The sequence below is a fragment of the Pelomonas sp. V22 genome, from assembly GCF_030014915.1.
Classification (GTDB): domain Bacteria; phylum Pseudomonadota; class Gammaproteobacteria; order Burkholderiales; family Burkholderiaceae_C; genus JAUASW01.
The window spans coordinates 1,439,788-1,462,650 of record NZ_JAGIXS010000001.1; the positions used below are offsets into that span (position 1 = coordinate 1,439,788).

Genomic DNA, 22,863 nt, shown 5'->3' on the forward strand with positions numbered 1-22,863 from the left:
TGTTTTATCTCCCTCAGATCGAGAACATCATGGCGGTCAGCATGAAGTCGAATGCCAGCACCGCCAGAGAAGAAATCACCACCGTGCGCGTCGTCGCCTGCGCCACGCCTTCGGGCGTGGGCGAGCATGCATAACCCTGCTGCAGGGCGACGAAGGTCACGGTGACACCAAAGACCAGGCTCTTGATCACGCCGTTGCCCACATCGGCAAACACGTCGACCCCGCCTTGCATCTGCGACCAGAACGAACCGCCGTCGATGCCGATCAGCGGCACGGCCACCAGCCAGCCGCCGATCACGCCCACGGCCGAGAACACCGCCGCCAGCAGCGGCATCGCAATGAAGCCGCCCCAGAAACGCGGCGACAGCACGCGGGTCAGCGGATCGACGGCCATCATCTCCATGGCCGTCAATTGCTCGCCCGCCTTCATCAGGCCGATCTCGGCGGTCAGCGAGGTGCCAGCGCGGCCAGCGAACAGCAATGCGGTCACCACCGGCCCCAGTTCGCGCACCAGGCTCAAGGCAACGAGCAGGCCCACCGCCTCGGCCGAGCCGTAGCGCTGCAGCGTGTAATAGCCCTGCAAAGCCAGCACGAAACCGACGAAGAGGCCAGAGACCCCGATGATGGACAGCGAGCGATTGCCGAGGAAGAAGACCTGCTCACGGATCAGCGAGAAGCGCCGCAGCGCCTGCAGCGAGCGCGCGAGGATCTGGCCGAACAAGCGCGCGCCCCAGCCGATGCCGGCCAGTTTCTGGCGCAGCGCGAGGCCAATCGATGCGGACAGCGCCATCATGCGGTGACTCCCAGGCCGAAATCGGCCGCGACCGGCGCGGCCGGCTGATGGAAACGCACCGGGCCATCGGCCTCAGCGCCGACGAACTGCTTGACCAGCGGATCCTCGCTGTGGCGCAGCTCATCGGGCGTGCCTTGCGCCACCACGCGGCCATTGGCCACCATGGCCACCCGGTCGGCGATCTCGAAGGTTTCGTGCAAGTCGTGCGAGACGATGATGCTGGTCAGGCCCAGCGCATCGTTCAGGTCGCGGATCAGCCGGGCAGCCACGCCCAGCGAGATCGGGTCGAGCCCAGCGAAAGGCTCGTCGTACAGCACCACGTCGGGGTCCAGCGCAATCGCACGGGCCAGAGCCACGCGCCGCGCCATGCCGCCGGAGATCTCGGAAGGCATCAGGTCGCGCGAGCCGCGCAGGCCCACGGCGTTGAGCTTCATCAAGACCAGGTCACGGATCATGGTCTCGCTGAGCCGGGTGTGCTCGCGCAGCGGGAAGGCCACGTTCTCGAACACCGAGAGGTCGGTGAACAGCGCACCGAACTGGAACAGCATGCCCATGCGGCGACGCACGGCGTAGAGCTGATCGAGATTCAGCGGCGCCAGGTCCTGGCCGTCGAACAGCACCTGGCCGGCGATGGGCTTGATCTGCCGGCCGAGCAGGCGCAGCACGGTGGTCTTGCCGCCGCCAGAGGTGCCGATCAGGGCCAGCACCTCGCCGCGCTGCACCGTGAGATTGACGTTCTCGAGGATGACACGGCCGCCATATCCGCAGGTGACATTGCGGAGCTCAATCAGCGGCGGGTCGGACCGGGTGGACTGATGAATTGTTGTTGGGGCCATGTGCCTTGGGGCTTAGCTCGAAGCGTGCCAGCCCGGCGGGCCGACAGTCGGAAGGCGCCATCATAGGGGAAACACCTGATACCCGCCGGCAGCCGTTGTCACAGCCCTGACCCACCTCGTCTGACGTGTCCGGGCGCATCAAACGCCACCTGGACACGGATGCGCGATTTCACCGGAACCCCCTGCAGCTCGCCCGGGCTGAAGCTGGCGCCCAGGAAGGCCTCCCGGGCCTGGTCCTGCAGACGCGGCGGCAAGCCCTCGCCCTCGAAGCGCAGCTTGCGGACCCGACCGGTCTCATCGATGAACAGTGTGGCCACGTCGCTGTAGTGGCCCGCCAGCACGCCCTCCTCAGGCCAGACCAGCGGCACGTCGGCCTTCAGGACGGGCGCCACCGTGAGCTCGCGACGGGGGCGGTAGTCGGCTTCGTCGAAACGGATCAGCAGCGCCGGCTCAGGCTGGCTGGCTGCTGCAGAAACGCTCAGCGGGGGCTCCCGGCGGTCCGGCTCAGCTGCAGGGATCTCCGACCGAGCAAGTTCGGCCAGAAGCTCGAGGGGAGCGGGGGCAGGCGGGGCTTGCACCACACGCACCGTCAGAGCGCCCGGCGCGACCGCTGCGGCTGAGGCGGAGCCGCGTCCGCCCAGCAAGGCCAGCATCAGGTGCCCCCCCACCGCCAGCCCTGTGCAGACCAGCAGGGGGGCGCGCCGCCAGCCGGCCTCGCTCAATCGATCAACTCGCGCCACGAGCTGCGGCGTGCCTTGGCGTTGGCCATCGACGAAGGGGGCACGGTCAGCGGGTCGGGTGCCGAAGCGTCGGTCTTGGTCACGACGGTCACGCCCGTACCGTCGGCCAGTTGCACCGTGCTCAGGCCCGCCACCATGGAGCTCAGCTTCTTGGCCGTGCCGCGGCCGCTGATCACGCTCAGCTGGTAGATATAGGAGGTGCCGTCCTGGGCTTTGTCGCAGTCCGTTGCCGTATTGCCGGGAATGTTGCCCGCGGCGGTCAGCATGCTGAAGGCCAGTTGCATGTCCACATTGATGCGCTCCCGCGTGGAGGGCAGGTCCAGGTACCAGCCGTTCTGCGTGCTCCAGTCGACCGGATGACCTTCCTTGACCGTGCGCACGCTGCCCGTGGGGTCATCAATCTCCTGCGCCACCAGAGCAGCCGCCGTGCTGCGCAGGTCACCAAGCCCGGTCGCACCCAGGCCGTCCTTGACGGCGTAGATGGTCTGCACCTGCGCGTCCGTCACGTCCGTCTTGCCCAGGTAGCGGCCCGTGCCGATGTAGACCACGGCATGCTTGCCGCCGTTGGCCTCGATCTCGGCCAATTGAGGCGTGGTCGTGATCGGCTGCGGCACGCCATCCTTGATCGCCTGGCCCAGCTTCAGCGCACTGTTCTTGGGCTCCAGGTTGCCGTCGATGTCGAAGCGCCAGATGTTGCCCTTCAGGTCACCGGAATAGAAGCGCAGCGCGGTGTTGTCGCTGTCCGCCGCAATCCAGGCGTTGAGCTTGTTCAGGCCGCTCGGATCCCCAGCCGAGCCGATGCCGGTCGAAAGGTCGGTCAGCTTTTCACCGGTGGCAGCATCGACGACAAACAGATGGCCCAGACCGTCTGCATTGTTGTAGCCCGAGGTGAAAGCCACGACCCACTTGCCGTCCTTGCGCTTGGTGATGACCGGGTTGCCGTAGCTCAGCCCCATGTTGGTGTCATTGAACTCCCACAGCGCGACAGGGTTGGCCGGATCGGTCACGTCCAGCGCGTAGTAGCCCGAGCCGCCGGCGTTGAGCCCGCCGACCAGGATGGTCTTCCAGGCGCCCCCGACAAAGACATCGCCCACCACCGGGGTGGCATCCACGTAGTACAGATGCTTGGACTCGTAGACCGAATCGCCCAGTCGGTACAGCTTGTCCATCACCAGGCGCGGAATGTAGGCCCAGCGCTCATCACCATTGGAAGCATCAAAGGCGTGCAGCATGCCGTCATTGGCGCCGACATAGAGCGTCGGGGCCCGCGAGGCCTTGCTCGACTTGAAGCTGGCGTAGGCGTTCTCGGTGTAACTGAAACCGGGCTTGCCGACGTAGACGGGCGATGAATTCACGATGTCGCCCAGCACGGCGGTGCGCACGCGGTACTGCGTCTGCACCTCGCCTCGCAGGAAGCTGACCATGTTGGCGCCCGAGTTCAGGCTGTCCCGCATGGTGGTGCCAGCGCTTCCGCACTGCGTCAGCGCAGGCGTCTTGGAACAGGCATTCTCGACGTAGCCGTTCATGCCGTCGGCCGTCAGATTGGCAAGGTTGAAAGCGCGCAGCGATCCGGTCGCACCGGTGCCACCCTTGAAGTAATAGACCGTGCGGGCCGCCACCTTCGCCGCGTTGAGCATGGCGCTTGCCGACCATGCCGCAGCGTCAACTATCTTGCCTTCCGAATTGAGCTTCGTCGTCGGCACCGCGCCGGTCTTCACATTCATCGCGTAGGCCCTGAGGTCACCGGTCCAGTTGCCGGACTGGAACTGGGCGATGAACACGCCGTTGTCGCCTTCCACCGGCTGCAAGGTGCTGGTCGCAGCTGCTGAAGACGAGCCCGTATCGGCATCGATAGAGCTCAACGCAGACGACAGGCTGGCTGCCAGCGTGGTCGGATCCGTCGCGCTGAAATAGCGCCCGCGCCCGTTGACCGCCGCATGCCAGAGGTCGTCGATATTGGCCACGGCGTCGCTCGAAGGCGCCGGCCAGTTGGCCGTGCCGCCCTTGATGGCCTTGAAGTCGCCGGTGTCGGCGGTGTCGTAGTCGGACCGGTACTTGAGCAGGCCATTCACCCCGAGGCCCAGGGTGTAGGTGCTCATGTGCTGCCACTCGGCCGTGTCGGCACCTACGGACTTGACGTTGTTCTCACAAACGCTGAGGCCCAGTGCGCCCGTGCAATTGCTTCGACCATCGTCGCGCAGGTCAGTCTGGTAGTAATACATCGCCACGTCGGCCAGGCTGTCCATGGAACCGCCGGTCGACGCCGTGGAGGAGGTGGTGGTGGTCTTCTCGCCCACCACATTGACCGCCGGTCCGTTGCTCACGGACGAGGTGCCCGCCGTGTAACTGGGCGCCACCGAAGTTGTCGTTGTGGGAGCGCCTTCCGCGGCCAGCGTCGTGGTCGTGGTCGTGGTTGAAGGCGCCGAAGAGGCACAGCCGTCCGGGTAGGACCCGCTCGTCACCGGCGAGGTTGTGTAGCTGTTGCCATTGCCTGTGCCATTGACCGGCGATCGCGTGTCCGACACCGGCGTGGAATCCGTCGAGGACACGGTGCTGGTGTTGGTGCTCGGCGAGCCCGTCGTCGTCACGTCCGAGCTCAGCACGCCATCGACGGTCGTGACCGTCCTGGTGTAGGGCGTCGCTGTCGCCACGTTCTGAACCAGCGTGCGCGTGAATGCCCAGACCGTGTCGGTGCGCTTCACGTCAAGAATGCCGGTGGTGTAGGTCGCTTCGGTCCGCGTCACAGCACCTTGCCCCATGGGACAGCCACCTGGCGAGTAGCCGATCTTTGCCGAGGAAACGGTCGGCGTTCCGGGCGCTGCGCCGCTGCCCGAGATCACGTAGGTGAAGACCTTGTTGCCGGTCTTGGTGATCGTCACCGGCGTGCTGCTGTTGTAGGCCGCAATGCTGGTCCCGGTGATGATCGCCTTGTCACCGGTAGACATGTTGTGGTTGCTGCTCGTCGTGACAGTGACGGTACAGGTGTAGCTGCCGCTGCAACTGCGGCTAATGCTAGAAATCGTCAACCCTGAGTCGGAGCTGAGCGTGCCTCGCGTGTAGGTCTTGGTAAGGAAGGTGGTCCCGGGGATCTTCCGAGTCGTCGTCACAGAGTCGGTCTTGCTGTACGGCGTGATCGTCGTGCGCTCCAGCGTGGAGGTCTCGGTCCAGGTCTCCACCTTCTTCACGATGGCATTGCCACCGTCAAACATCGGACGAACCGTCGCGCCGCCGTCCTGCTGACCCACGGCCGTCGTGCCATCGAGCTGGTAGCCGGCGCTGCCGTTCCAGTAGCCATCGGTCGACAGGATCGTGAAGTTCTTCTGGCAGGAATACTGCACCGGGTCGTAGGTCTGGCCAGCAATCTTCTTGGCGAAGTACAGGCCGGCCTTGGACAGCGCCGCACGCAGCGGCGTGCCGTTGCGGGCGATCGCGCCATTGACGCGGGAATAGAACAGGTCCTTCTGGTCGATGGCATCGGAACCTGTGCCAGTGATACCGAAGTCCCGCACGTTCAGGATGCCTTCGTCGGTGTTGTCGTTGATCGTCATGAAGCCGATCCGGTACCGCTCATCCAGCGGCGAGAACGCCCGGGTCAGGCTGGTCTTCATCATCCGGATGCGGGTGCTGTAGTAGTAGTACCAGTTGGCGTAGTTCTTCGCATGGGTTGAACCGGGCAGCACCAGGTTGGCCGTGAACACACCCTTGCCAGCGGCGTCGCCGATGGGCGCGCTGCATTCAGGGTAGATGCCCTTTTCGACATCGATACCGGCAGCGGTGTAGACGTAGTCGAGCTTGGTCTTGCTGCCGCTGTAGGTGTAGTAGACGTTGTCGATGGGGGAACCGACGCCGACATAGACGTTGTCTATCGTGCCCGAACCCACGGATTGAAGACGTTCCACCGTCAATTGCTTGGTACTGGGGTCCCAGCCCGTGACCTTGCCAATCATGTAGGCGCTGCTGAGATAGGAGAAGCGCCCACGCCAATCGGGCACCGTGCTGCCGAACAGGCTGACGATCATGCCGCCATTGGTGCTGTAGTACGGCACGGTACCGCTGGTCACGGTCACCGTGATCGAACCGCTGCTGGCCACGCTCAGGCTGGTAGTACCCGTCAGCTTGTTCTTGTTCGAGGTGTTGTTGACGTCACCGCTGGACAGGTAGCTCGCGGTGTCGACATAGGTGCCGCTGAGAAAGTCCTGGCTGGCATTGCCCAGGTCGGCGCCGGCAGCGTTGACCGGCACGACGTAGTCCTTGGTCGAGTCAAAGGCAAGGCCATTGCACTGCGCGGCACGGCGACCGTAGACCCTGTTGTAGTTGGAACTGCCGAACCTGGCGTCGTCCGGCATGTAGTCCCAGGCCATGGAGCCGGAATCGTCCAGCACGAACATCACGTTGGGCTTGACCTTGGTGGTGCTCGTGGTGAAAAGCGGCGCCGAGGCAATATCGGTCGTGCCAGCCTGCGCGGGCAGCAGGGCCGTGGTCAGCAGACCAAGGGCCAGGGCCAGAAAGCGGCGCGGCGGGTTGGGATGTTTGCTTGCGTTCATGACTGCCTCTCGAATCTGGATTCGTGTGCCAGTTTCAGAAATGGACCAGGGTCTCTGTAAAGCTGACCGTACCCCGGACGCCTTCGACCCGCGTGATGATGCGGAAATAGGTACCCGGGCTGATGTCGGTAAAACGGGTGCTGGAACCGTAGCCCAGCGAGCCGCGCTGGCTCGTCGAACCCGTTGCCGACAGCACGATGGGCTTGACGCAATCGTTCGACGAGTCGGGCAGGCCTTCGTTGGCACACAGCCGGGTGATGTAGTAGCGGATCTTGTTGTTGCCCACATCCGGCAGGAAGCCTGGCAGGTTGCAGACATCCACCGTCCGGCCGTTCAAGCCCGGCACATCGCAACTGTTGCCCAGCCAGTCGACCAACACCGCCTTGCTGGTCGGGTCGGCGTCGGCCCGCGGGCCTGTGGTTTCCAGCGTGGGCATGGCCACCGCCGAATAGCCGAGTGCGGCCTGCGACTTCTGCAAGGTGTCGATGGTCGAACCTTGAATCCAGTTGATGGCGCTCTCGGTGCCTATGGAGGCCGCGGCCAGCGAGTCCTGCTTGAAGCCAAGATTGCCCAGCACCATCAGGCCCGTGTCGACCGACCGAAGCAGTGCAACCGCGCCCAGTGTCAGGACCACCAGGCCCATCAGCGCAAACACCAGCGAGATGCCGCGCTGCACGCGGTGCACACCGGCCTTCATCGAATGTCTGAGAGTTCTACGAGCCATGTCGGGCCTCATGGAGTCGGCAGGGGCGGGGCTGATGCCGACTGGGTGAAGTCGGCACGCCAGAGTTGATTGCGCAGCGGAACCAGCAGCTCGAACACCTTGTAGCGATAGTGCTTCCAGTCGGTGGTCACATCGGCCTTCAGCGCGACGCACTTGCTGCTTCCGCAGGTCGCGGCGCCGCTCACGGTGGCAAACGTGCCCACGTCCCAGCTCGGCGCCACCTTGGTGACTTCTTCACTTTCGAACTGCGTGCTGCGAGCCAGCAGCGCCAGGCGCACGGCCCGCACCTGCATCCATTCAGCATTGTTGGTCGGCGTGTCCTTGTTGAAGGTGTCGACCACGTCGTCGCCATTGGTGTCCTTGCCATAGAAGGCCGTCAGACCCACGATGTTGGACTGCAGATCCTGGTCGGCGCTAGTCTGATCGCGCAATGCACGCGTCGTCTGTCGCAGCCGGTAGTCCGCAGTGACGCTGAACGTCACGTCGTTCAACACGCCCAGATTGATCACAAAAGCCCCCTCGCCCGCCACGGCACTGGGAAAGCCGGCGGAGTTCCACGAGCCCGTAGTCTGACGTGCGATTTCCTTCAGACCCGGGGTCGCCGTGATCTGGAACAACTGGCAGTCCCGCCTGGCAGCGGGCGGCACGCTGTCCTGATAGACCAGGGCCAGCAGGTCGTTCTGGCTCATGCCCAGCGAAGAGGTCAGGGCGATGCGGCGGGCCTTGTCGCCGATCACGTCGTTGGGGTCATAGAAAGGTGCCGTCAGCTTGGCTGGCAGGGAGAAGCTCGCCTTGGAACTGGAGAGCAGGCGTATCGTGTCCGGTGCACCATCGGCACCGGCCGTGATCAGGACCGGCGCCAAGACGGCCGGCATGCCGGCAGGCACTGCGCCGGCGTAGGTGCCAGACAGGCTACACCCCAGGGCTGCGCCCTCCACCGTCAGGCCATAGCCCGCCATCTTGAGCTGGCGGTCCAGTGTGTAGATGGCGAGGCCTCCGCTGACCTGGGCATCCGAGCCGGAGGTGGCGCTGCGCCGCTGGCCTTCGGCCAGGCCCAGCACCTTCGCGATCATCAGCGTGGCCAGCAGGCCCACCACGACGCCCACCATCAGCTCCACCAAGGTGAAGCCCGCCTGGCGGCGGTAGGACCGGATTGCAAGAAGCTGCTTCATTGCTGCCACACCATGGTTGAGGTGTATTGATTGCGCGGTTCCTGCCCCTGCTGCCAGGACAGCGTCACCTGCACCGTGCGCGTCGCATCGGTGGCAGTCATTGTGATGTTGGCGCCCGGCAAGACCGACTCGACCTTGTGCTTCCAGTCATTGCAGCGCGAGTAGCCGGCGCAGTTGGCCGTGCTGTACTGGCTCAGCATGGTGGCGTGGTCGGTCTGCACCAAGGCAAACAGATCGGCCGTCAGGTTGGCGGCGTCGGCTCTGATCTTGCCCGTCGTCTGGGCCTGGGTCATGGCGGCCTGCAGGCCCACCAGGCCCAGAATGCCAAACGCGAAGATCAGGATGGCGATCATCGCCTCGATCAGGGCCACGCCGTGCTGGGGGCGGGGGCGCCGTGGGATGAGAAGGGGGGCTCGCATATGAACCTCACAAAGCGGGGCAGGCCCGCGCGTCTTCGGCGGCGACATCGCGATCGCAGGTACGGATCGCGCCACCGCTTTCGATCACGATGCGCAGGCGTCGAGCCGTGCCGCTGCTGGCCTGCACATCTATCGTCTGGATATTGCTGGAGCCGGCCACGGTCTGAACCTGCCCCAGGCCATTGAAGATCACCCGGTTGGCAGCCGCACCGGTGGCCGACAGTGCACTCACCGACAGGTTTGCCGCATTCTCGGAAGCCGTGGACCGCTGCACCAGCTGCGGCGCAGTGGTCAGCGAAGGATCGGCGCCGCACTCGCCGCCGGGATTGGAAACGCTGACAACCCAGGCCGCGGAACTGGAGGAAACATCACAGGCATTGGTCGGCACCTTGGACGTGCTGTCCTCGACCATCCAGAAACCCACGTTGGAATTGCGCTTGAGCGCTTCCATGCGGGCCAGGTCCAGGCCGTTCTTGATCGATTCGGCGGCGTTGCGCAGCCTGAGGTTGCGCATCCATTCGCTGGCCTGAGGCATGGCAACAGCCAGCAGCACGCCAAAGATCACCATCACCACGATGACCTCGATCAGCGTGAAACCGCGCTGCGCTGCCGGCCTCAGCATTCGTCACCCTTCAGCAGCCAGCAGGCCTTGTCTGAAACCGTCTCGCCCTTGAACTTCGTGGTGCCCTGGACGTTGCTCTGGTTCACCGTGTAGACGTGGCCGACGGCCTGTCCACTCGCTCCGGTGGCCGTCAACACGTAGCCTTGCCCCGTGTTGGTGAGCTCGCAAGTGATGGTAAACCTGGAAGCGCCACCCAAGGCCACCGCGCCGTTCGTGCAGCTTGCCGTGCCGAAGTTGCGGTTGTCCTGGTAGTACTGCTCGAACTTGATGCGCAGCGTGGCCATGGCCGAAGTGGCCTCGGGCAGTTGGCTCCGACGCACATAGTCCTTGTAGGAAGGCACGGCCACGGCGGCGAGGATGCCGATGATGGCAACGACGATCATCAGCTCCACCAGCGTGAAGCCTTGCTGACGCGCGTTCTTGCCGGGCTTGAAGGATGCTGCTTGCTTGCTCATGGTCGGGGCTGTGCTTTCTATGCGTTGGGTCGACGGTGTGGGGCCGTAGTGTTCCCTCTGGCATGACCTTTGGGGCCATTGTGGTCACCGCCGGCCCCAATGTCCTGCAAAAGTTGGCAAATTAATGAGGTCCGCCGACGAGCGCAAGGACCTGGCCGACAAGTGGTTCCCCCAGGTAAGCAGTCGCAACAGCCTGGAATGAAAAGAGCCACCCGAAGGTGGCTCTGCGCTGGGCGGGGTCGGTTTCAGCGCGGCAAGGCGCTCTCGCCCATCAGGAACTCGTCCACCGCGCGGGCCGCCTGGCGGCCTTCGCGGATCGCCCAGACCACCAGCGACTGGCCGCGGCGCATGTCGCCGGCGGCAAACACCTTGGCCACATTGGTGGCGTAGCCGCCCGTGAAGTCGGTCGTGGCCTTGGCGTTGCCACGAGCATCCTTGCTGACGCCGAAAGCCTCCAGCACTGTCGCCACCGGAGACACAAAGCCCATGGCCAGGAACACCAGGTCGGCCTTGAGCACCTGCTCGGAACCGGCCACCTCGGTCATCTTGCCGCCCTGCCACTCGAGGCGCACCGTCTTGACGCCCGTCAGCTTGCCCTTCTCACCGAGGAATTCCTTGGTGGCGATGGCGAACTCGCGCTCGCAGCCTTCTTCGTGGCTGCTGGAGGTGCGCAGCTTGATCGGCCAGTAGGGCCAGGTCAGCGGGCGGTCTTCCTCTTCGGGAGGCTGGGGCATCAGCTCGAACTGGGTGACGCTCTTGGCGCCATGGCGGTTGCTGGTGCCCACGCAGTCGCTGCCGGTGTCGCCACCGCCGATCACGATCACGTGCTTGCCGTCGGCGCGGATCTGGCCCTTGAGCTTGTCGCCCGCATTGACCTTGTTCTGCTGGGGCAGGAATTCCATCGCGAAATGGATGCCGGCCAGGTCGCGGCCCGGCACTGGCAGGTCGCGCGACGCTTCGGCGCCGCCGGTCAGCAGCACCGCGTCGAACTGGGCCTGCAGCTCCTCGGCGGTGATGGTTTCCTTGGCCCAGTTGGTGACCTTGGAGCCTTCCGGCATCGAGCCGACCAGCACGCCGGTGCGGATGGTCACGCCCTCGGCCTGCATCTGCTCGACGCGACGGTCGATATGGTTCTTCTCCATCTTGAAGTCGGGGATGCCGTAGCGCAGCAGGCCACCCACGCGATCATTCTTCTCGAACAGCGTGACGCTGTGGCCGGCGCGTGCCAGCTGCTGGGCGGCGGCCATGCCCGCCGGGCCGGAGCCGACCACGGCCACGGTCTTGCCCGTCTTCAGCTTGGGCAGTTGCGGCTTGACCCAGCCCTCGGCCCAGGCTCGGTCGATGATGGCGTGCTCGATGGACTTGATGCCCACCGCGTCGTCATTCACGTTCAGCGTGCAGGCCGCCTCGCACGGTGCGGGGCAGATGCGGCCGGTGAACTCGGGGAAGTTGTTGGTCGAGTGCAGGACGGCGATGGCGCTCTTCCAGTCTTCCGGACGGCCCTTGTAGACCAGGTCGTTGAAGTCCGGAATGATGTTGTTGACCGGGCAACCGTTGTTGCAGAACGGCGTGCCGCAGTCCATGCAACGGGCGCCCTGCACCTTCGCCTGCTCGGTGTTCAGGCCGATGACGAATTCCTTGTAATTCTTGACCCGGGCCTCTACGGGCTCATAGCCCTCGTCCAGGCGTTCGTATTCCATGAAGCCGGTGACTTTTCCCATGATTCTTCCTTCCTCTGGCGGTTGCGGCTTCAGGCCTTGACGGCGGGCTGGGCGGCGGGCGACTTGGCGACTTCGATGGTTGCCGCTGCCTGCTTGGCCGCGTGGATCTCGCCGAGCGCGCGGCGGTATTCATGCGGGAACACCTTGACGAACTTGGCGCGCGACTCGGCCCAGTGGTCGAGGATGTCGCGGGCGCGCTGGCTGCCGGTCCAGCGGTGGTGGTCCTCGATCTGCTTCTTCAGGATCGCCTCGTCGGTCTGCTGCTCCGCGCCATGCAGGTGATGCCAGATGGCCTTGTCGACGCCGGCTTCCTGCTCGTGGCTCGGCAGCACTTTCTCCAGTGCGACCTGGGCGGTGTTGCAGCGGCGGGCGAAGTGGCCGTCCTCGTCGTACACATAGGCAATGCCACCGCTCATGCCGGCAGCGAAGTTGCGGCCGGTCTTGCCGAGCACCACGACGGTGCCGCCGGTCATGTACTCGCAACCATGGTCGCCCGTGCCTTCGACCACCGCCGAAGCGCCGGACAAACGCACGGCGAAACGCTCGCCCGCCACGCCACGGAAGAAGGCCTCGCCACGCGTTGCACCGTAGAGCACGGTGTTGCCGACGATGATGTTCTTCGTCGCATCGCCACGGAAATCGATGCTCGGGCGCACCACCACGCGGCCGCCTGACAGGCCCTTGCCCGTGTAGTCGTTCGCGTCACCGATCAGGTAGAAGGTGATGCCCTGCGCCAGGAAGGCGCCGAAGCTCTGGCCACCCGTGCCTTCCATCTGGATAAAGACGGTCTGGTCCGGCAGGCCCTCGGGCCGGCGGCGGATCAGCTCGCCGGACAGCATGGCGCCGACCGTGCGACGCACATTCGTCACCTGCTGCATGAACTGCACCTTCTCGCCCTTCTCGAAGGCGGGCAGGCACTTCTCGATCAGCTTGACGTCCAGCGCGCGCTCCAGGCCATGGTCCTGTTTGTCGACATGGATGCGGGCCACGTCGGCCGGCACATTCGGCCGGTGGAAGACGCGGCTGAAGTCCAGGCCCTTGGCCTTCCAGTGGCTGATGCCCTTGCGGGTGTCGAGCAGGTCGGAGCGGCCGATCAGTTCGTCGAACTTGCGGATGCCCAGTTGCGCCATAATCTGGCGCGCCTCTTCGGCCACGAAGAAGAAGTAGTTGACGACATGCTCGGGCTTGCCCGAGAACTTGGCGCGCAGCACCGGGTCTTGCGTGGCCACGCCCACCGGGCAGGTGTTCAGGTGGCACTTGCGCATCATGATGCAGCCCTCGGCCACCAGCGGTGCAGTGGCGAAGCCGAATTCATCAGCGCCCAGCAGCGCACCGATCACGACGTCGCGGCCGGTCTTCATCTGGCCGTCGGCCTGCACACGCACGCGGCCGCGCAGGCGGTTCAGCACCAGCGTCTGCTGCGCCTCGGCGAGGCCCAGTTCCCACGGCGTGCCGGCATGCTTGATGGACGACCAGGGAGAAGCACCGGTGCCGCCGTCATGGCCGGCGATCACGAGGTGGTCGGCCTTGGCCTTGGTCACGCCGGCAGCGATGGTGCCCACGCCCACTTCCGACACCAGCTTGACCGACACGTCGGCGCGCGGGTTCACGTTCTTCAGGTCGTGGATCAGCTGGGCCAGGTCTTCGATCGAATAGATGTCGTGGTGCGGCGGCGGGCTGATCAGGCCCACGCCCGGCACCGAGTGGCGCAGCATGCCGATGTACTCGCTTACCTTGCCGCCCGGCAGCTGACCGCCCTCGCCCGGCTTGGCGCCTTGGGCCATCTTGATCTGGATCTGGTCGGCGCTGACCAGGTATTCGGTGGTCACACCGAAGCGGCCCGAGGCCACCTGCTTGATCTTGGAACGCAGCGAGTCGCCTTCCTTCAGCTCGTAGTCGACCGCGATGACCTTGCCGCCAATCACGTCGGACACCTTGGTGCCGGCCGTGATCTTGATGCCCTTCAGTTCGTTGCGATAGCGCGCCGGGTCTTCACCGCCCTCGCCCGTGTTGCTCTTGCCGCCGATGCGGTTCATCGCCACAGCCAGCGTGGCGTGCGCCTCGGTGGAGATTGAACCCAGCGACATGGCGCCCGTGGCGAAGCGCTTGACGATCTCGGCGGCCGATTCGACCTCCTCGATGGGCACGACCTTGGTCGGGTCGAACTTGAACTCGAACAGGCCGCGCAGCGTCATGTGGCGCTTGCTCTGGTCGTTGATGATCTGGGCGTATTCCTTGTAGGTATCGAACTTGCCCGAGCGCGCGCTGTGCTGCAGCTTGGCAATCGCGTCCGGCGTCCACATATGTTCTTCGCCACGGCTGCGCCAGGCGTATTCGCCACCGGCTTCCAGCATGTTCTCGAGCACCGGGTCGTCGCCAAAGGCAGCCGTGTGCAGGCGGATGGCTTCTTCCGCCACCTCGAACACGCCGATGCCACCGACCTGCGTGGGCGTGCCGCGGAAGTACTTTTCGACGAAATCGGACTTCAGGCCGATGGCCTCGAAGATCTGCGCGCCGCAGTAGGACATATAGGTCGAGATGCCCATCTTGGACATGATCTTCGACAGGCCCTTGCCCACGGCCTTGATGTAGTTGTAGATCGCCTTCTCGGCCGAGAGGTTGCCCGGCAGCTCTGCCGACATCGCCGTCAGCGTCTCCAGCGCGAGGTAGGGGTGGATCGCTTCTGCGCCATAGCCGGCCAGCACAGCGAAGTGGTGCACTTCGCGGGCCGTGCCGGTTTCAACCACCAGGCCGGCCGTGGTGCGAAGGCCCTCACGCACCAGGTGGTGGTGGATAGCAGACAGGGCCAGCAGCGCGGGAATCGCGATGCGCTCGGCGCTCAGATGGCGGTCGGTGATGATCAGGATGTTGTGGCCGGTCTTGATCGCGTCCACTGCCGAGGCGCACAGCGAAGCCAATTGGGCTTCGACGCCTTCACGGCCCCACTCGCGCGGGTAGCTGATGTCCAGCTCGAAGGGCTTGAACTTGCCATGCGTGTGGGCCTCGATGCCGCGCAGGCGCGCCATGTCCTCGAAGTCCAGCACCGGCTGCGACACCTCCAGCCGCATTGGCGGGTTGATCGCGTTGATGTCCAGCAGATTGGGCTTGGGGCCCACGAAGCTGTTCAGCGACATCACGATGGCTTCGCGGATCGGATCGATCGGCGGGTTCGTGACCTGGGCGAACAGCTGCTTGAAGTAGTTGTAGAGCGGCTTGTCCTTGCTCGAGAGCACGGCCAGCGGCGAATCGTTGCCCATCGAGCCGATGCCTTCTTCGCCGTTGGCGGCCATCGGCGCGAGCAGGAACTTGATGTCTTCCTGCGTGAAGCCGAAAGCCTGCTGGCGGTCCAGCAGCGAGGTGGCGAACTCGGCAGGCTGCACGGCGCCGACTTCGATGTCGTCCAGCTTTACGCGGACGTTCTCGATCCACTGGCGGTAAGGGCGGGCGTTGGCGAACTGCGTCTTCAGCTCTTCGTCGTCAACGATGCGGCCCTGCTCCAGGTCGATCAGGAACATCTTGCCCGGCTGCAGGCGCCACTTCTTGACAATCTTGCTCTCCGGAATCGGCAGCACGCCGGATTCGGAGGCCAGCACGACCAGGTCGTCGTCCGTCACCACATAGCGGGCCGGGCGCAGGCCATTGCGGTCGAGTGCGGCGCAGACCTGGCGGCCGTCGGTGAAGACCATGGCGGCCGGGCCGTCCCACGGCTCCATCATGGCGGCGTGGTACTCATAGAACGCCCGGCGGCGCTCGTCCATCAGCTCATGCTGCTCCCAGGCTTCCGGGATCATCATCATCGCGGCATGGGCCAGCGGGTAGCCGCTCATGGTGAGCAGCTCGATGGCGTTGTCGAAGGTGGCCGTATCGGACTGGTGCTCGAAGCTGATCGGGTACAGCTTCTTCAAGTCGTCACCCAGCACCGGCGACTTCATCACGCCTTCGCGGGCGCGCATCCAGTTGAAGTTGCCCTTGACTGTGTTGATCTCGCCGTTGTGGGCGACCATGCGGTAAGGGTGGGCCAGCGGCCACTCGGGGAAGGTATTGGTCGAGAAGCGCTGGTGCACCAGGGCGATGGCCGAGGTGACACGCTCATCGCTCAGGTCCTTGTAATAGGCACCGACCTGGTCGGCCAGCAGCAAGCCCTTGTAGATCACCGTGCGGCAGCTCATGCTGGGCACGTAGTACTCGCGGCTGTGGGTCAGCTTGAGCGCCTGGATCGCGCTAGAGGCGGTCTTGCGGATGACGTAGAGCTTTCGCTCCAGCGCGTCGGGCACGATGATGTCTGGGCCGCGGCCGATGAAGATCTGCCGGATGATCGGCTCCTTCTCGCGCACCGTGGGCGACATCGGCAGCTCGGCGTCCACCGGCACATCGCGCCAGCCGATCAAGACCTGACCCTCAGCCTTGATGGCGCGGGCCAGTTCCTGTTCGCAGGCCAGGCGGGAGGCATGTTCCTTGGGCAGGAAGATCATGCCGACGCCGTATTCACCCGGGGGCGGCAGCTCGATGCCTTGCTTGGCCATCTCCTCGCGGTAGTACTCGTCCGGGATCTGGATCAGGATGCCGGCGCCGTCGCCCATCAGCTTGTCGGCACCGACCGCACCGCGGTGGTCCAGGTTCTCGAGGATCTTCAGGCCCTGCTGGACGATGGCATGCGCCTTCTGGCCCTTGATGTGGGCCACGAAGCCAAGGCCGCAAGCGTCCCTTTCATTGCTCGGGCGGTAGAGCCCGTTGGCGGTCAACTCGGCAATTTCGGCTTGAATCTGTGCGGCCTGGGTGATCGTGCTCACGGCGCTCTCCAACATGGGCAAAAGTGAGCCGCGAGATTACTGCGCTGCAGCATTACATTCAAGAACGAACAAATGGGGTCAGACTCCTTTTGATGGATTCGTCGTCTGCTTGATTCAATTAAATGGGGACATAGTCAGAGAAGGCCGCTGGGAACTGCCTTGCGGCCGGCCGGGCGCCCTCGTTTGCGCGGCTGCAATGGGCGCTCGGTGTCCTGCGCCAGGCCGTGCAGAAAGCCGGCCGAGCCGAGCGGCCAGCCTTTCTGGGCGGCCTCGGTCAGCACGCGCCACTCGCCAGTGCTGCAGCCCTGCTCCAGCCAGGACTTCCAGCCCAGTTCCCGTTCAAACGGCGTATTGCCGGTGGCCCAGAACAAGGCGTGGTCGAAGACCAGGGGATCGCGCCGCTGGCCCAGGTGATGGGCGGCGCTGGACCAGCGGTAGTCACCGGCCTGCCCTGCCGACTGGCTGCGCAAGGGGTTCAGTTCGATGTAGCGCATGCACGCCAGCAGGTAGGCGCCTGCTTCGATGGGCGCGGCACGGAAGCGGCCGTCCCAGAGCGTGCCACTGCGAGAATGTCGCTTGTTGAAGGCGGCGACATAGCGCCGGCCGAGCGACTGCATCATCCGGCTCAGGCCCTCGGCGCTCTCGGGCGTGGCGAGCAGGTGCAGGTGGTTGTCCATCAGCACGTAGGCGTGGATGGCGACCTTGTGCGTGGCCGCGCATTCACGCAACTCGTCCAGCAGGCGCTGTCGGTCCACGTCGTCCGCGACGATGGCTTGGCGGTTCAGGCCGCGCTGGATCAGGTGATGGGGCTGGCCGGGAACGGCGAGCCGGGGCAATCGGGCCATGTGGGGATTCAGACAGTTGAGTCTGTCCCCATTATTACGCGCGGGAGCTGACTTAAGCCGGGAACAATTGCTGGCCGGTCAGGCGCTGGTGTTCGCGCAGGGCATAGCGGTCGGTCATGCCGGCGATGTAGTCGGCCACGGCGCGCGGAATGTCGTCGGCGCTGGCGAACTCCTCGGGCAATTGGGTCGGATCTTCAAAGTAGACGCGAAACAGGTCGCGCAGCACGGCCTCGGCCTTCATGCGCGTCTCGGCCACCTGGCGGTGGCGGTAGAGATTAGCGAAGAGGAAGCGCTTCAGCTCGGTGCTGGCCGCGCGCATGTCGGCGCTGAAGCGCAGCAGCGGCGGGCCGGCGCGAGCGGCGTCGGCGTCAGGCGGCGCGGCTTCGAGCAGGAGGGCTCGGCTGGCATCGATGATGTCGTAGACCTGTGCCGAGAGCATGCGGCGGATGGTTTCGGCCAGCAGACGCTTGGCGTTCAGCTGTGGATACTCGGCCAGGGCCTCGCGCAGGTAGCGCCGCACAAGCGGCACCGCTTCGAGCTGCTCCAGCGTGATCAGGCCCGAACGCACACCGTCGTCCACGTCATGGGCGTTGTAGGCCACCTCGTCGGCCAGATTGCAGAGCTGGGCTTCGAGACTGGGTTGCGTGCCATTCAGGAAGCGCGCGGCCACGCCACCCGGCTCGGCAGCTTCAAGCGCCTGCGCATTGCGCCGCGAGCAATGCTTCAGGATGCCCTCGCGCGATTCAAAGGTGAGGTTGAGCCCGTCGAAGGCTGGGTAACGCTGCTCCAGTTGATCCACAACGCGCAGGCTCTGCAGGTTGTGCTCGAAGCCGCCATGGTCCTTCATGCAATCGTCCAGCACGTCCTGGCCCGCATGGCCGAAAGGCGTGTGGCCGAGGTCGTGCGCCAGGGCCACGGTCTCGACCAAGTCTTCATCCAGCGCGAGGCTGCGGGCGATGGAGCGGCCCAGCTGCGCCACCTCCAGCGAATGCGTTAGCCGCGTGCGGAACAGATCGCCTTCATGGTTCAGAAAGACTTGCGTCTTGTAGACCAGGCGACGAAACGCCGTGCTGTGCACGATGCGGTCGCGGTCGCGCTGAAACTCGCTGCGCGTCGGTGCGGCCGGCTCAGGGAAGCGGCGGCCTTTGCTCTGGTTGGGGTGGCAAGCGTAGGCGGCGCGCATCGTGTTGTTCTTCGGTCCCGTTAGGCAGTGGTGCAGTGGTCGAGTACCTCGGCCACCAGCGCATCGGGCGCGTTGTGCATGCCGGCCCGGCCCATGGCCTCGATCAGCACGAAGCGGATTTCACCGCCTTCGGCCTTCTTGTCGACCCGCATCAGCTCCAGATAGCGTTTGGTGCCAAGCTTGGGGCCGACGACCGGCAGGCCAGCTCGCTCGATCAAGCGGCGCATGCGCGTCGCAAACGCGGCGGGCATCAAGCCCAACCGCACCGACAGCTCGGCAGCCATCACCATGCCGCAACCGACGGCCTCGCCATGCAGCCATTCGCCATAGCCCATGCCGGTTTCAATAGCGTGGCCGAAAGTGTGGCCGAAATTGAGGATGGCGCGGATGCCACTCTCGCGCTCGTCCTGGCCCACGACCCAGGCCTTGATCTCGCAGCTGCGCTGCACGGCAAAGGCCAGGGCCGATTTGTCTCGGGCCAGCAAGGCATCGAGATGGGCTTCGATCCAGTCGAGGAAGGCGCCATCGGCGATGGGGCCGTACTTGATCACTTCGGCGAGGCCCGCCGACAGCTCGCGCGGTGGCAGCGTGTCCAGCGTGTCCAGGTCAGCGATCACGCGCTGCGGCTGGTAGAACGCGCCCACCATGTTCTTGCCCAGCGGATGGTTGATCGCGGTCTTGCCGCCTACGGAAGAATCGACCTGCGAGAGCAGCGTGGTGGGCACCTGCACGAAAGGCACGCCGCGCATATAGATGGCCGCGGCAAAGCCGGTCATGTCGCCGATCACACCGCCACCCAGGGCCACCAGCACCGTCTTGCGGTCGCTGGCCGTGGACAGGAGCTTGTCGATGATCGCATTCAGCGAAGTCCAGTCCTTGTGCTGCTCGCCATCGGGCAGCACGACCGTTTCGATGCGGGCGTAATGTTTGCTGAGTTGCGCCCTCACCCGCTCCAGATACAGCGGCGCAACGGTCTCGTTGCTGACGATCAATGCGGATGTGGCCTTGGGCAGGCCTTGCCAGCTGCTGCCTGCGTCAAGCAAGCCGGGGGCGATCAGGATGTCGTAGCTGCGCTCATCCAGCGCGATGGGAACGGTGATGACGGGCAACTGCGAAGCACTCATGCCCGCAAGTGTACGGGCCGCTTCTGCTCGAACTCGCCGCCAGGATGCAGCGAATCGTCGTCAAACACTCAGTGAGGCTCTGCGCCCACCGAAGCCTTCACCCGCATCGGACTGACCAGGCCGGCCAGCTCCAATTGCATCAGCACCATATTCACGAGGCCCTGCACCGAGGGGCGGCCGGTTTCGAGCACGAAGTGGGCGGTGCGGCGGTAAAGCGGGTCTCGCACGGCAAAGAGCTCGCGCAGTTTTGCCATCGGGTCCTTGACCTGCAGCAGCGGCCGCTGGGTGTCGTGGCGCAGGCGGCGGAACAGCTCTTCCGGCGTCGAGCGCAGGTAGAGCACGGTTGCGCGCTCATGCAGGCAGTCGCGGTTCTCCTCGCGCAGCACGGCACCACCACCGGTGGCCAGCACCATGTCGGTATCAGCAGCGAGCAGCTCGGCAATCACTTCGCTCTCGATCAAGCGAAAAACTTCTTCGCCCTCACGGGCAAAGAAGCTCTTGATGGCGCAGCCGATGCGCTTCTCGATCTCTGTGTCCGAATCGACAAAAGGCACGTCAAGCTGACGTGCCAGTTGTCTCCCGACCGTGGACTTGCCACCGCCGGGCATGCCGACGAGGGCGATTTTCAGGGGGTGCACGCAGCCAAGCTGTAGCGATATTGTTGGTCCAGTGACCAAGTCGCTGGTTTGTCCGGATCCGCAGTCACCTTCTTCGGAACATTGGTATCTGCGTCCCACGCCACCTTGATTGCGTCCTTCACGGCCTGCCCGATCGCACGAGTCGAGATCTTGACCGGCACGGACGTCGTCAGCCCACTGGGGGACTTCAGATTGATCGTGACGGTGCCCTCGTCCGTCTTCTCATCGAACTTGTAGCTGAAATTCAGCGCGGTCGGATAAGCCGTACTGGGGACAGGCGAACCGCCCAACAAGGTCGTCGACAGGCCATCCGTGGCCACAAAGCTCGCCACCGTGCCAGCGGCCATCGGGTTGAACGCAACGCCATTGGCGTCAGCGAGGGTGATGGAGATGCTGCTGCTGCCACCCATTGCATAGAGCTGCGTACCCGACACGACCTTGTAGACCTTGTCTTGCTTGACGTCGCTGACGTAATGCGTCGTCAAGGTCGCGGAGGCCGCGCAGGAGCCGCCGACACCCACAGCATTCGGATGCCAAGCCTCGCCCCACAGGGGTCGCGCATCCGATGTCGAGAAGATGATCTGCGATGCCCGCCTGACGTAGGCACGCCCCCACTGCTGACTGCAGGTATTGGGACGCACGGGCACGGTGACGTCCGTTGCCAGCAAGCTGGACGCCGCCGGCAGGCAGGACTTGCTGTCACCGGTGGCCAGAGAAACAAACTGGTCTTCGCTGGCCTGGTAGAAGTTGTCGTACTTGCGGTCGAGGAAGATATCGCCCAAGTCCTGGAAGTCCTCGCCCGCGTCGTAGACGTTGTTGCCGTTGACGTCCAGGAATGACTTCTCGCCCAGCGCGTAAGCCACCACGGTGACGCGGCCATCCACCGGCACCGGCGACGCCGAGACAAAGTTGGCCGTCGTGGTTGCGATGCCGCTGTTATTCAGCGCAGTCATCTTGATGGCTTGAATCTGGCCGCCTTCTGCAACGAAGTTCACCGCCGTGCCGTCGGGCACCGGGTTACCCAGGCGGTCTGCCGCGATGACCGTGAATGTGTTGGGCGTCGCTTGGATTGAGTAGCCTTCGATATTCAACGTGGCAGGCGCCATGGAGAAGTTCAGCTGCGAAGGCAGGCCGACGGCAATCGCCAACGCGCTGGAGACCGTCGAGATGTTGCTCCCCTGCAAAGTCGCCTTGATTCGAACGGGCGTGGGTACCGTGCCCGAATTGATGCGCACGATCACGTTGCCATTGCTGTCCGTAATCTTTGTCACGGCACCTGTCTGATCGTCGAGCCGCAAATCGCCGACCAAGACGCTGGGCTCCAGCACCACAGTCTTGCCGGGAAGGCCATTGTTGTTTCCGTCCTTGACCTGGAAGGTCACGTTGGAACTTTCAACCAGACCGGATCCACGCAGGTAGATGCTCGTTGGTGCGGCTGACACGAACCCGATACTGGCCGCAGACGGAGAAGAGACCGGCAGCGCAAGTGATTGCGTCAAGCTGGTACCGGTAACAGACACTTGAAGGTTCTCGCTGGCAGCGACTGCGCCGCAGCCCCCGTCACGGAAGGTGAAAGTCGCGCGACCGGTGCTGGTGGTCTGCGTCGCTGGTGTCAGGCTCCCCTTGCCCGAGGTGGTGCATGACGACGTCATCGCAAGCGTCACAGGCGTCGTGGCCGAAGTGCCCACCAGGGTCACGGTCAGGTTGGCTTGTCCATAGGCGGACAGATTGGCCACGTCCGAGGTAAAGGAGGCAATCGTGACGTTCGTGGCCGTCAACTGGAAGCCCGTGGACGCGCTGTATGACTTGTCAAGATAGGTAACGGTCGCCTTGACCGTATCAGCGCCCGTGGACGTTGCCACGGCGGGAGACATCACGGTCGAAGCCACACCGCTTGCATCCGTCAGCGCCGACGCGGCGCTGAAGGCGCCCAGGCCCCCATCGGTTGAGAACTTGACAATGAGGCCTGGGAGCGCCGTGCCAGCCTTGTTGACGACCTTGACCGTCAGCGTGGCTGGCGCGCCGGCCGTCACCGTGGTGGAGGACAGACTCATCGTGACCGTAGCAACATCTGTCGCGGGCGTCGTAGGCGTCGTTGTGCCGCCACCGCCCACCACCGGCGTTCCCGCCGAACCGCCACCGCCGCCGCAGGCGACCAGGGTCGCACTCAGGGCCAAGCCCGCGAGGCACTGCAGCGCACGCTGTCCAAGGCCAACAAGTTTCTTCATTTCCACAATCTCCATCTGGGCCGGCAGCC

Annotated in this window: 16 protein-coding genes; all 16 read right to left on the reverse strand. The window is 64.6% G+C overall.

Annotated elements, in window-relative coordinates; translation table 11 throughout:
• Positions 1–13: 13 nt before the first annotated feature.
• The 16 genes from mlaE to J7U46_RS06580 all read right to left on the reverse strand — a co-directional run bounded on the left by mlaE (position 14) and on the right by J7U46_RS06580 (position 22,834).
• Positions 14–793, reverse strand: coding sequence for a lipid asymmetry maintenance ABC transporter permease subunit MlaE (gene mlaE / locus J7U46_RS06505; protein ID WP_282824000.1), 780 nt, complete (start codon positions 791–793; stop codon positions 14–16).
• Positions 790–1,629: an ABC transporter ATP-binding protein gene (locus tag J7U46_RS06510; RefSeq protein WP_282824001.1), complete on the reverse strand. Its 840-nt coding sequence runs from the start codon at positions 1,627–1,629 to the stop codon at positions 790–792. The genes mlaE and J7U46_RS06510 overlap by 4 nt, the downstream gene beginning before the upstream one ends.
• A 98-nt stretch (positions 1,630–1,727) precedes the next feature.
• Positions 1,728–2,282, reverse strand: coding sequence for a hypothetical protein (locus J7U46_RS06515; protein WP_282824002.1), 555 nt, complete (start codon positions 2,280–2,282; stop codon positions 1,728–1,730).
• A gap of 65 nt (positions 2,283–2,347) precedes the next feature.
• A complete protein-coding gene (locus tag J7U46_RS06520; RefSeq protein WP_282824003.1) occupies positions 2,348–6,913 on the reverse strand; it encodes a PilC/PilY family type IV pilus protein in 4,566 nt (1,521 codons plus the stop codon).
• Positions 6,914–6,947: 34 nt separating this feature from the next.
• Positions 6,948–7,637: a hypothetical protein gene (locus J7U46_RS06525; protein WP_282824004.1), complete on the reverse strand. Its 690-nt coding sequence runs from the start codon at positions 7,635–7,637 to the stop codon at positions 6,948–6,950.
• Positions 7,638–7,645: 8 nt separating this feature from the next.
• Positions 7,646–8,809 (reverse strand): PilW family protein, encoded by a 1,164-nt coding sequence (locus J7U46_RS06530; RefSeq protein WP_282824005.1) that lies wholly within the window; start codon positions 8,807–8,809, stop codon positions 7,646–7,648.
• Positions 8,806–9,228 (reverse strand): prepilin-type N-terminal cleavage/methylation domain-containing protein, encoded by a 423-nt coding sequence (locus J7U46_RS06535; RefSeq protein WP_282824006.1) that lies wholly within the window; start codon positions 9,226–9,228, stop codon positions 8,806–8,808. The genes J7U46_RS06530 and J7U46_RS06535 overlap by 4 nt, the downstream gene beginning before the upstream one ends.
• 7 nt (positions 9,229–9,235) lie before the next feature.
• Positions 9,236–9,850, reverse strand: coding sequence for a GspH/FimT family pseudopilin (locus tag J7U46_RS06540; RefSeq protein ID WP_282824007.1), 615 nt, complete (start codon positions 9,848–9,850; stop codon positions 9,236–9,238).
• Positions 9,844–10,305, reverse strand: coding sequence for a type IV pilin protein (locus J7U46_RS06545; protein WP_282824008.1), 462 nt, complete (start codon positions 10,303–10,305; stop codon positions 9,844–9,846). Before J7U46_RS06545 ends, J7U46_RS06540 begins: the two co-directional genes overlap by 7 nt.
• 245 nt (positions 10,306–10,550) lie before the next feature.
• The gene (locus J7U46_RS06550) at positions 10,551–12,026 is read right to left on the reverse strand and encodes a glutamate synthase subunit beta (protein ID WP_282824009.1); all 1,476 of its coding nucleotides are present in this window, start codon (positions 12,024–12,026) and stop codon (positions 10,551–10,553) included.
• A gap of 29 nt (positions 12,027–12,055) precedes the next feature.
• The gene (locus tag J7U46_RS06555) at positions 12,056–16,807 is read right to left on the reverse strand and encodes a glutamate synthase-related protein (protein ID WP_282825010.1); all 4,752 of its coding nucleotides are present in this window, start codon (positions 16,805–16,807) and stop codon (positions 12,056–12,058) included.
• Positions 16,808–16,950: 143 nt separating this feature from the next.
• Positions 16,951–17,661: a transposase gene (locus tag J7U46_RS06560; RefSeq protein ID WP_282824010.1), complete on the reverse strand. Its 711-nt coding sequence runs from the start codon at positions 17,659–17,661 to the stop codon at positions 16,951–16,953.
• Positions 17,662–17,713: 52 nt separating this feature from the next.
• Positions 17,714–18,844: a deoxyguanosinetriphosphate triphosphohydrolase gene (locus J7U46_RS06565; RefSeq protein WP_282824011.1), complete on the reverse strand. Its 1,131-nt coding sequence runs from the start codon at positions 18,842–18,844 to the stop codon at positions 17,714–17,716.
• A 20-nt stretch (positions 18,845–18,864) separates the two neighbouring features.
• Entirely contained in the window at positions 18,865–19,968 is a 1,104-nt protein-coding gene (gene aroB / locus J7U46_RS06570) for a 3-dehydroquinate synthase (protein ID WP_282824012.1), read from the reverse strand.
• 68 nt (positions 19,969–20,036) lie between these two features.
• Positions 20,037–20,597 (reverse strand): shikimate kinase, encoded by a 561-nt coding sequence (locus tag J7U46_RS06575; protein WP_282825012.1) that lies wholly within the window; start codon positions 20,595–20,597, stop codon positions 20,037–20,039.
• The gene (locus J7U46_RS06580) at positions 20,594–22,834 is read right to left on the reverse strand and encodes a hypothetical protein (RefSeq protein ID WP_282824013.1); all 2,241 of its coding nucleotides are present in this window, start codon (positions 22,832–22,834) and stop codon (positions 20,594–20,596) included. Before J7U46_RS06580 ends, J7U46_RS06575 begins: the two co-directional genes overlap by 4 nt.
• Positions 22,835–22,863: the final 29 nt, after the last annotated feature.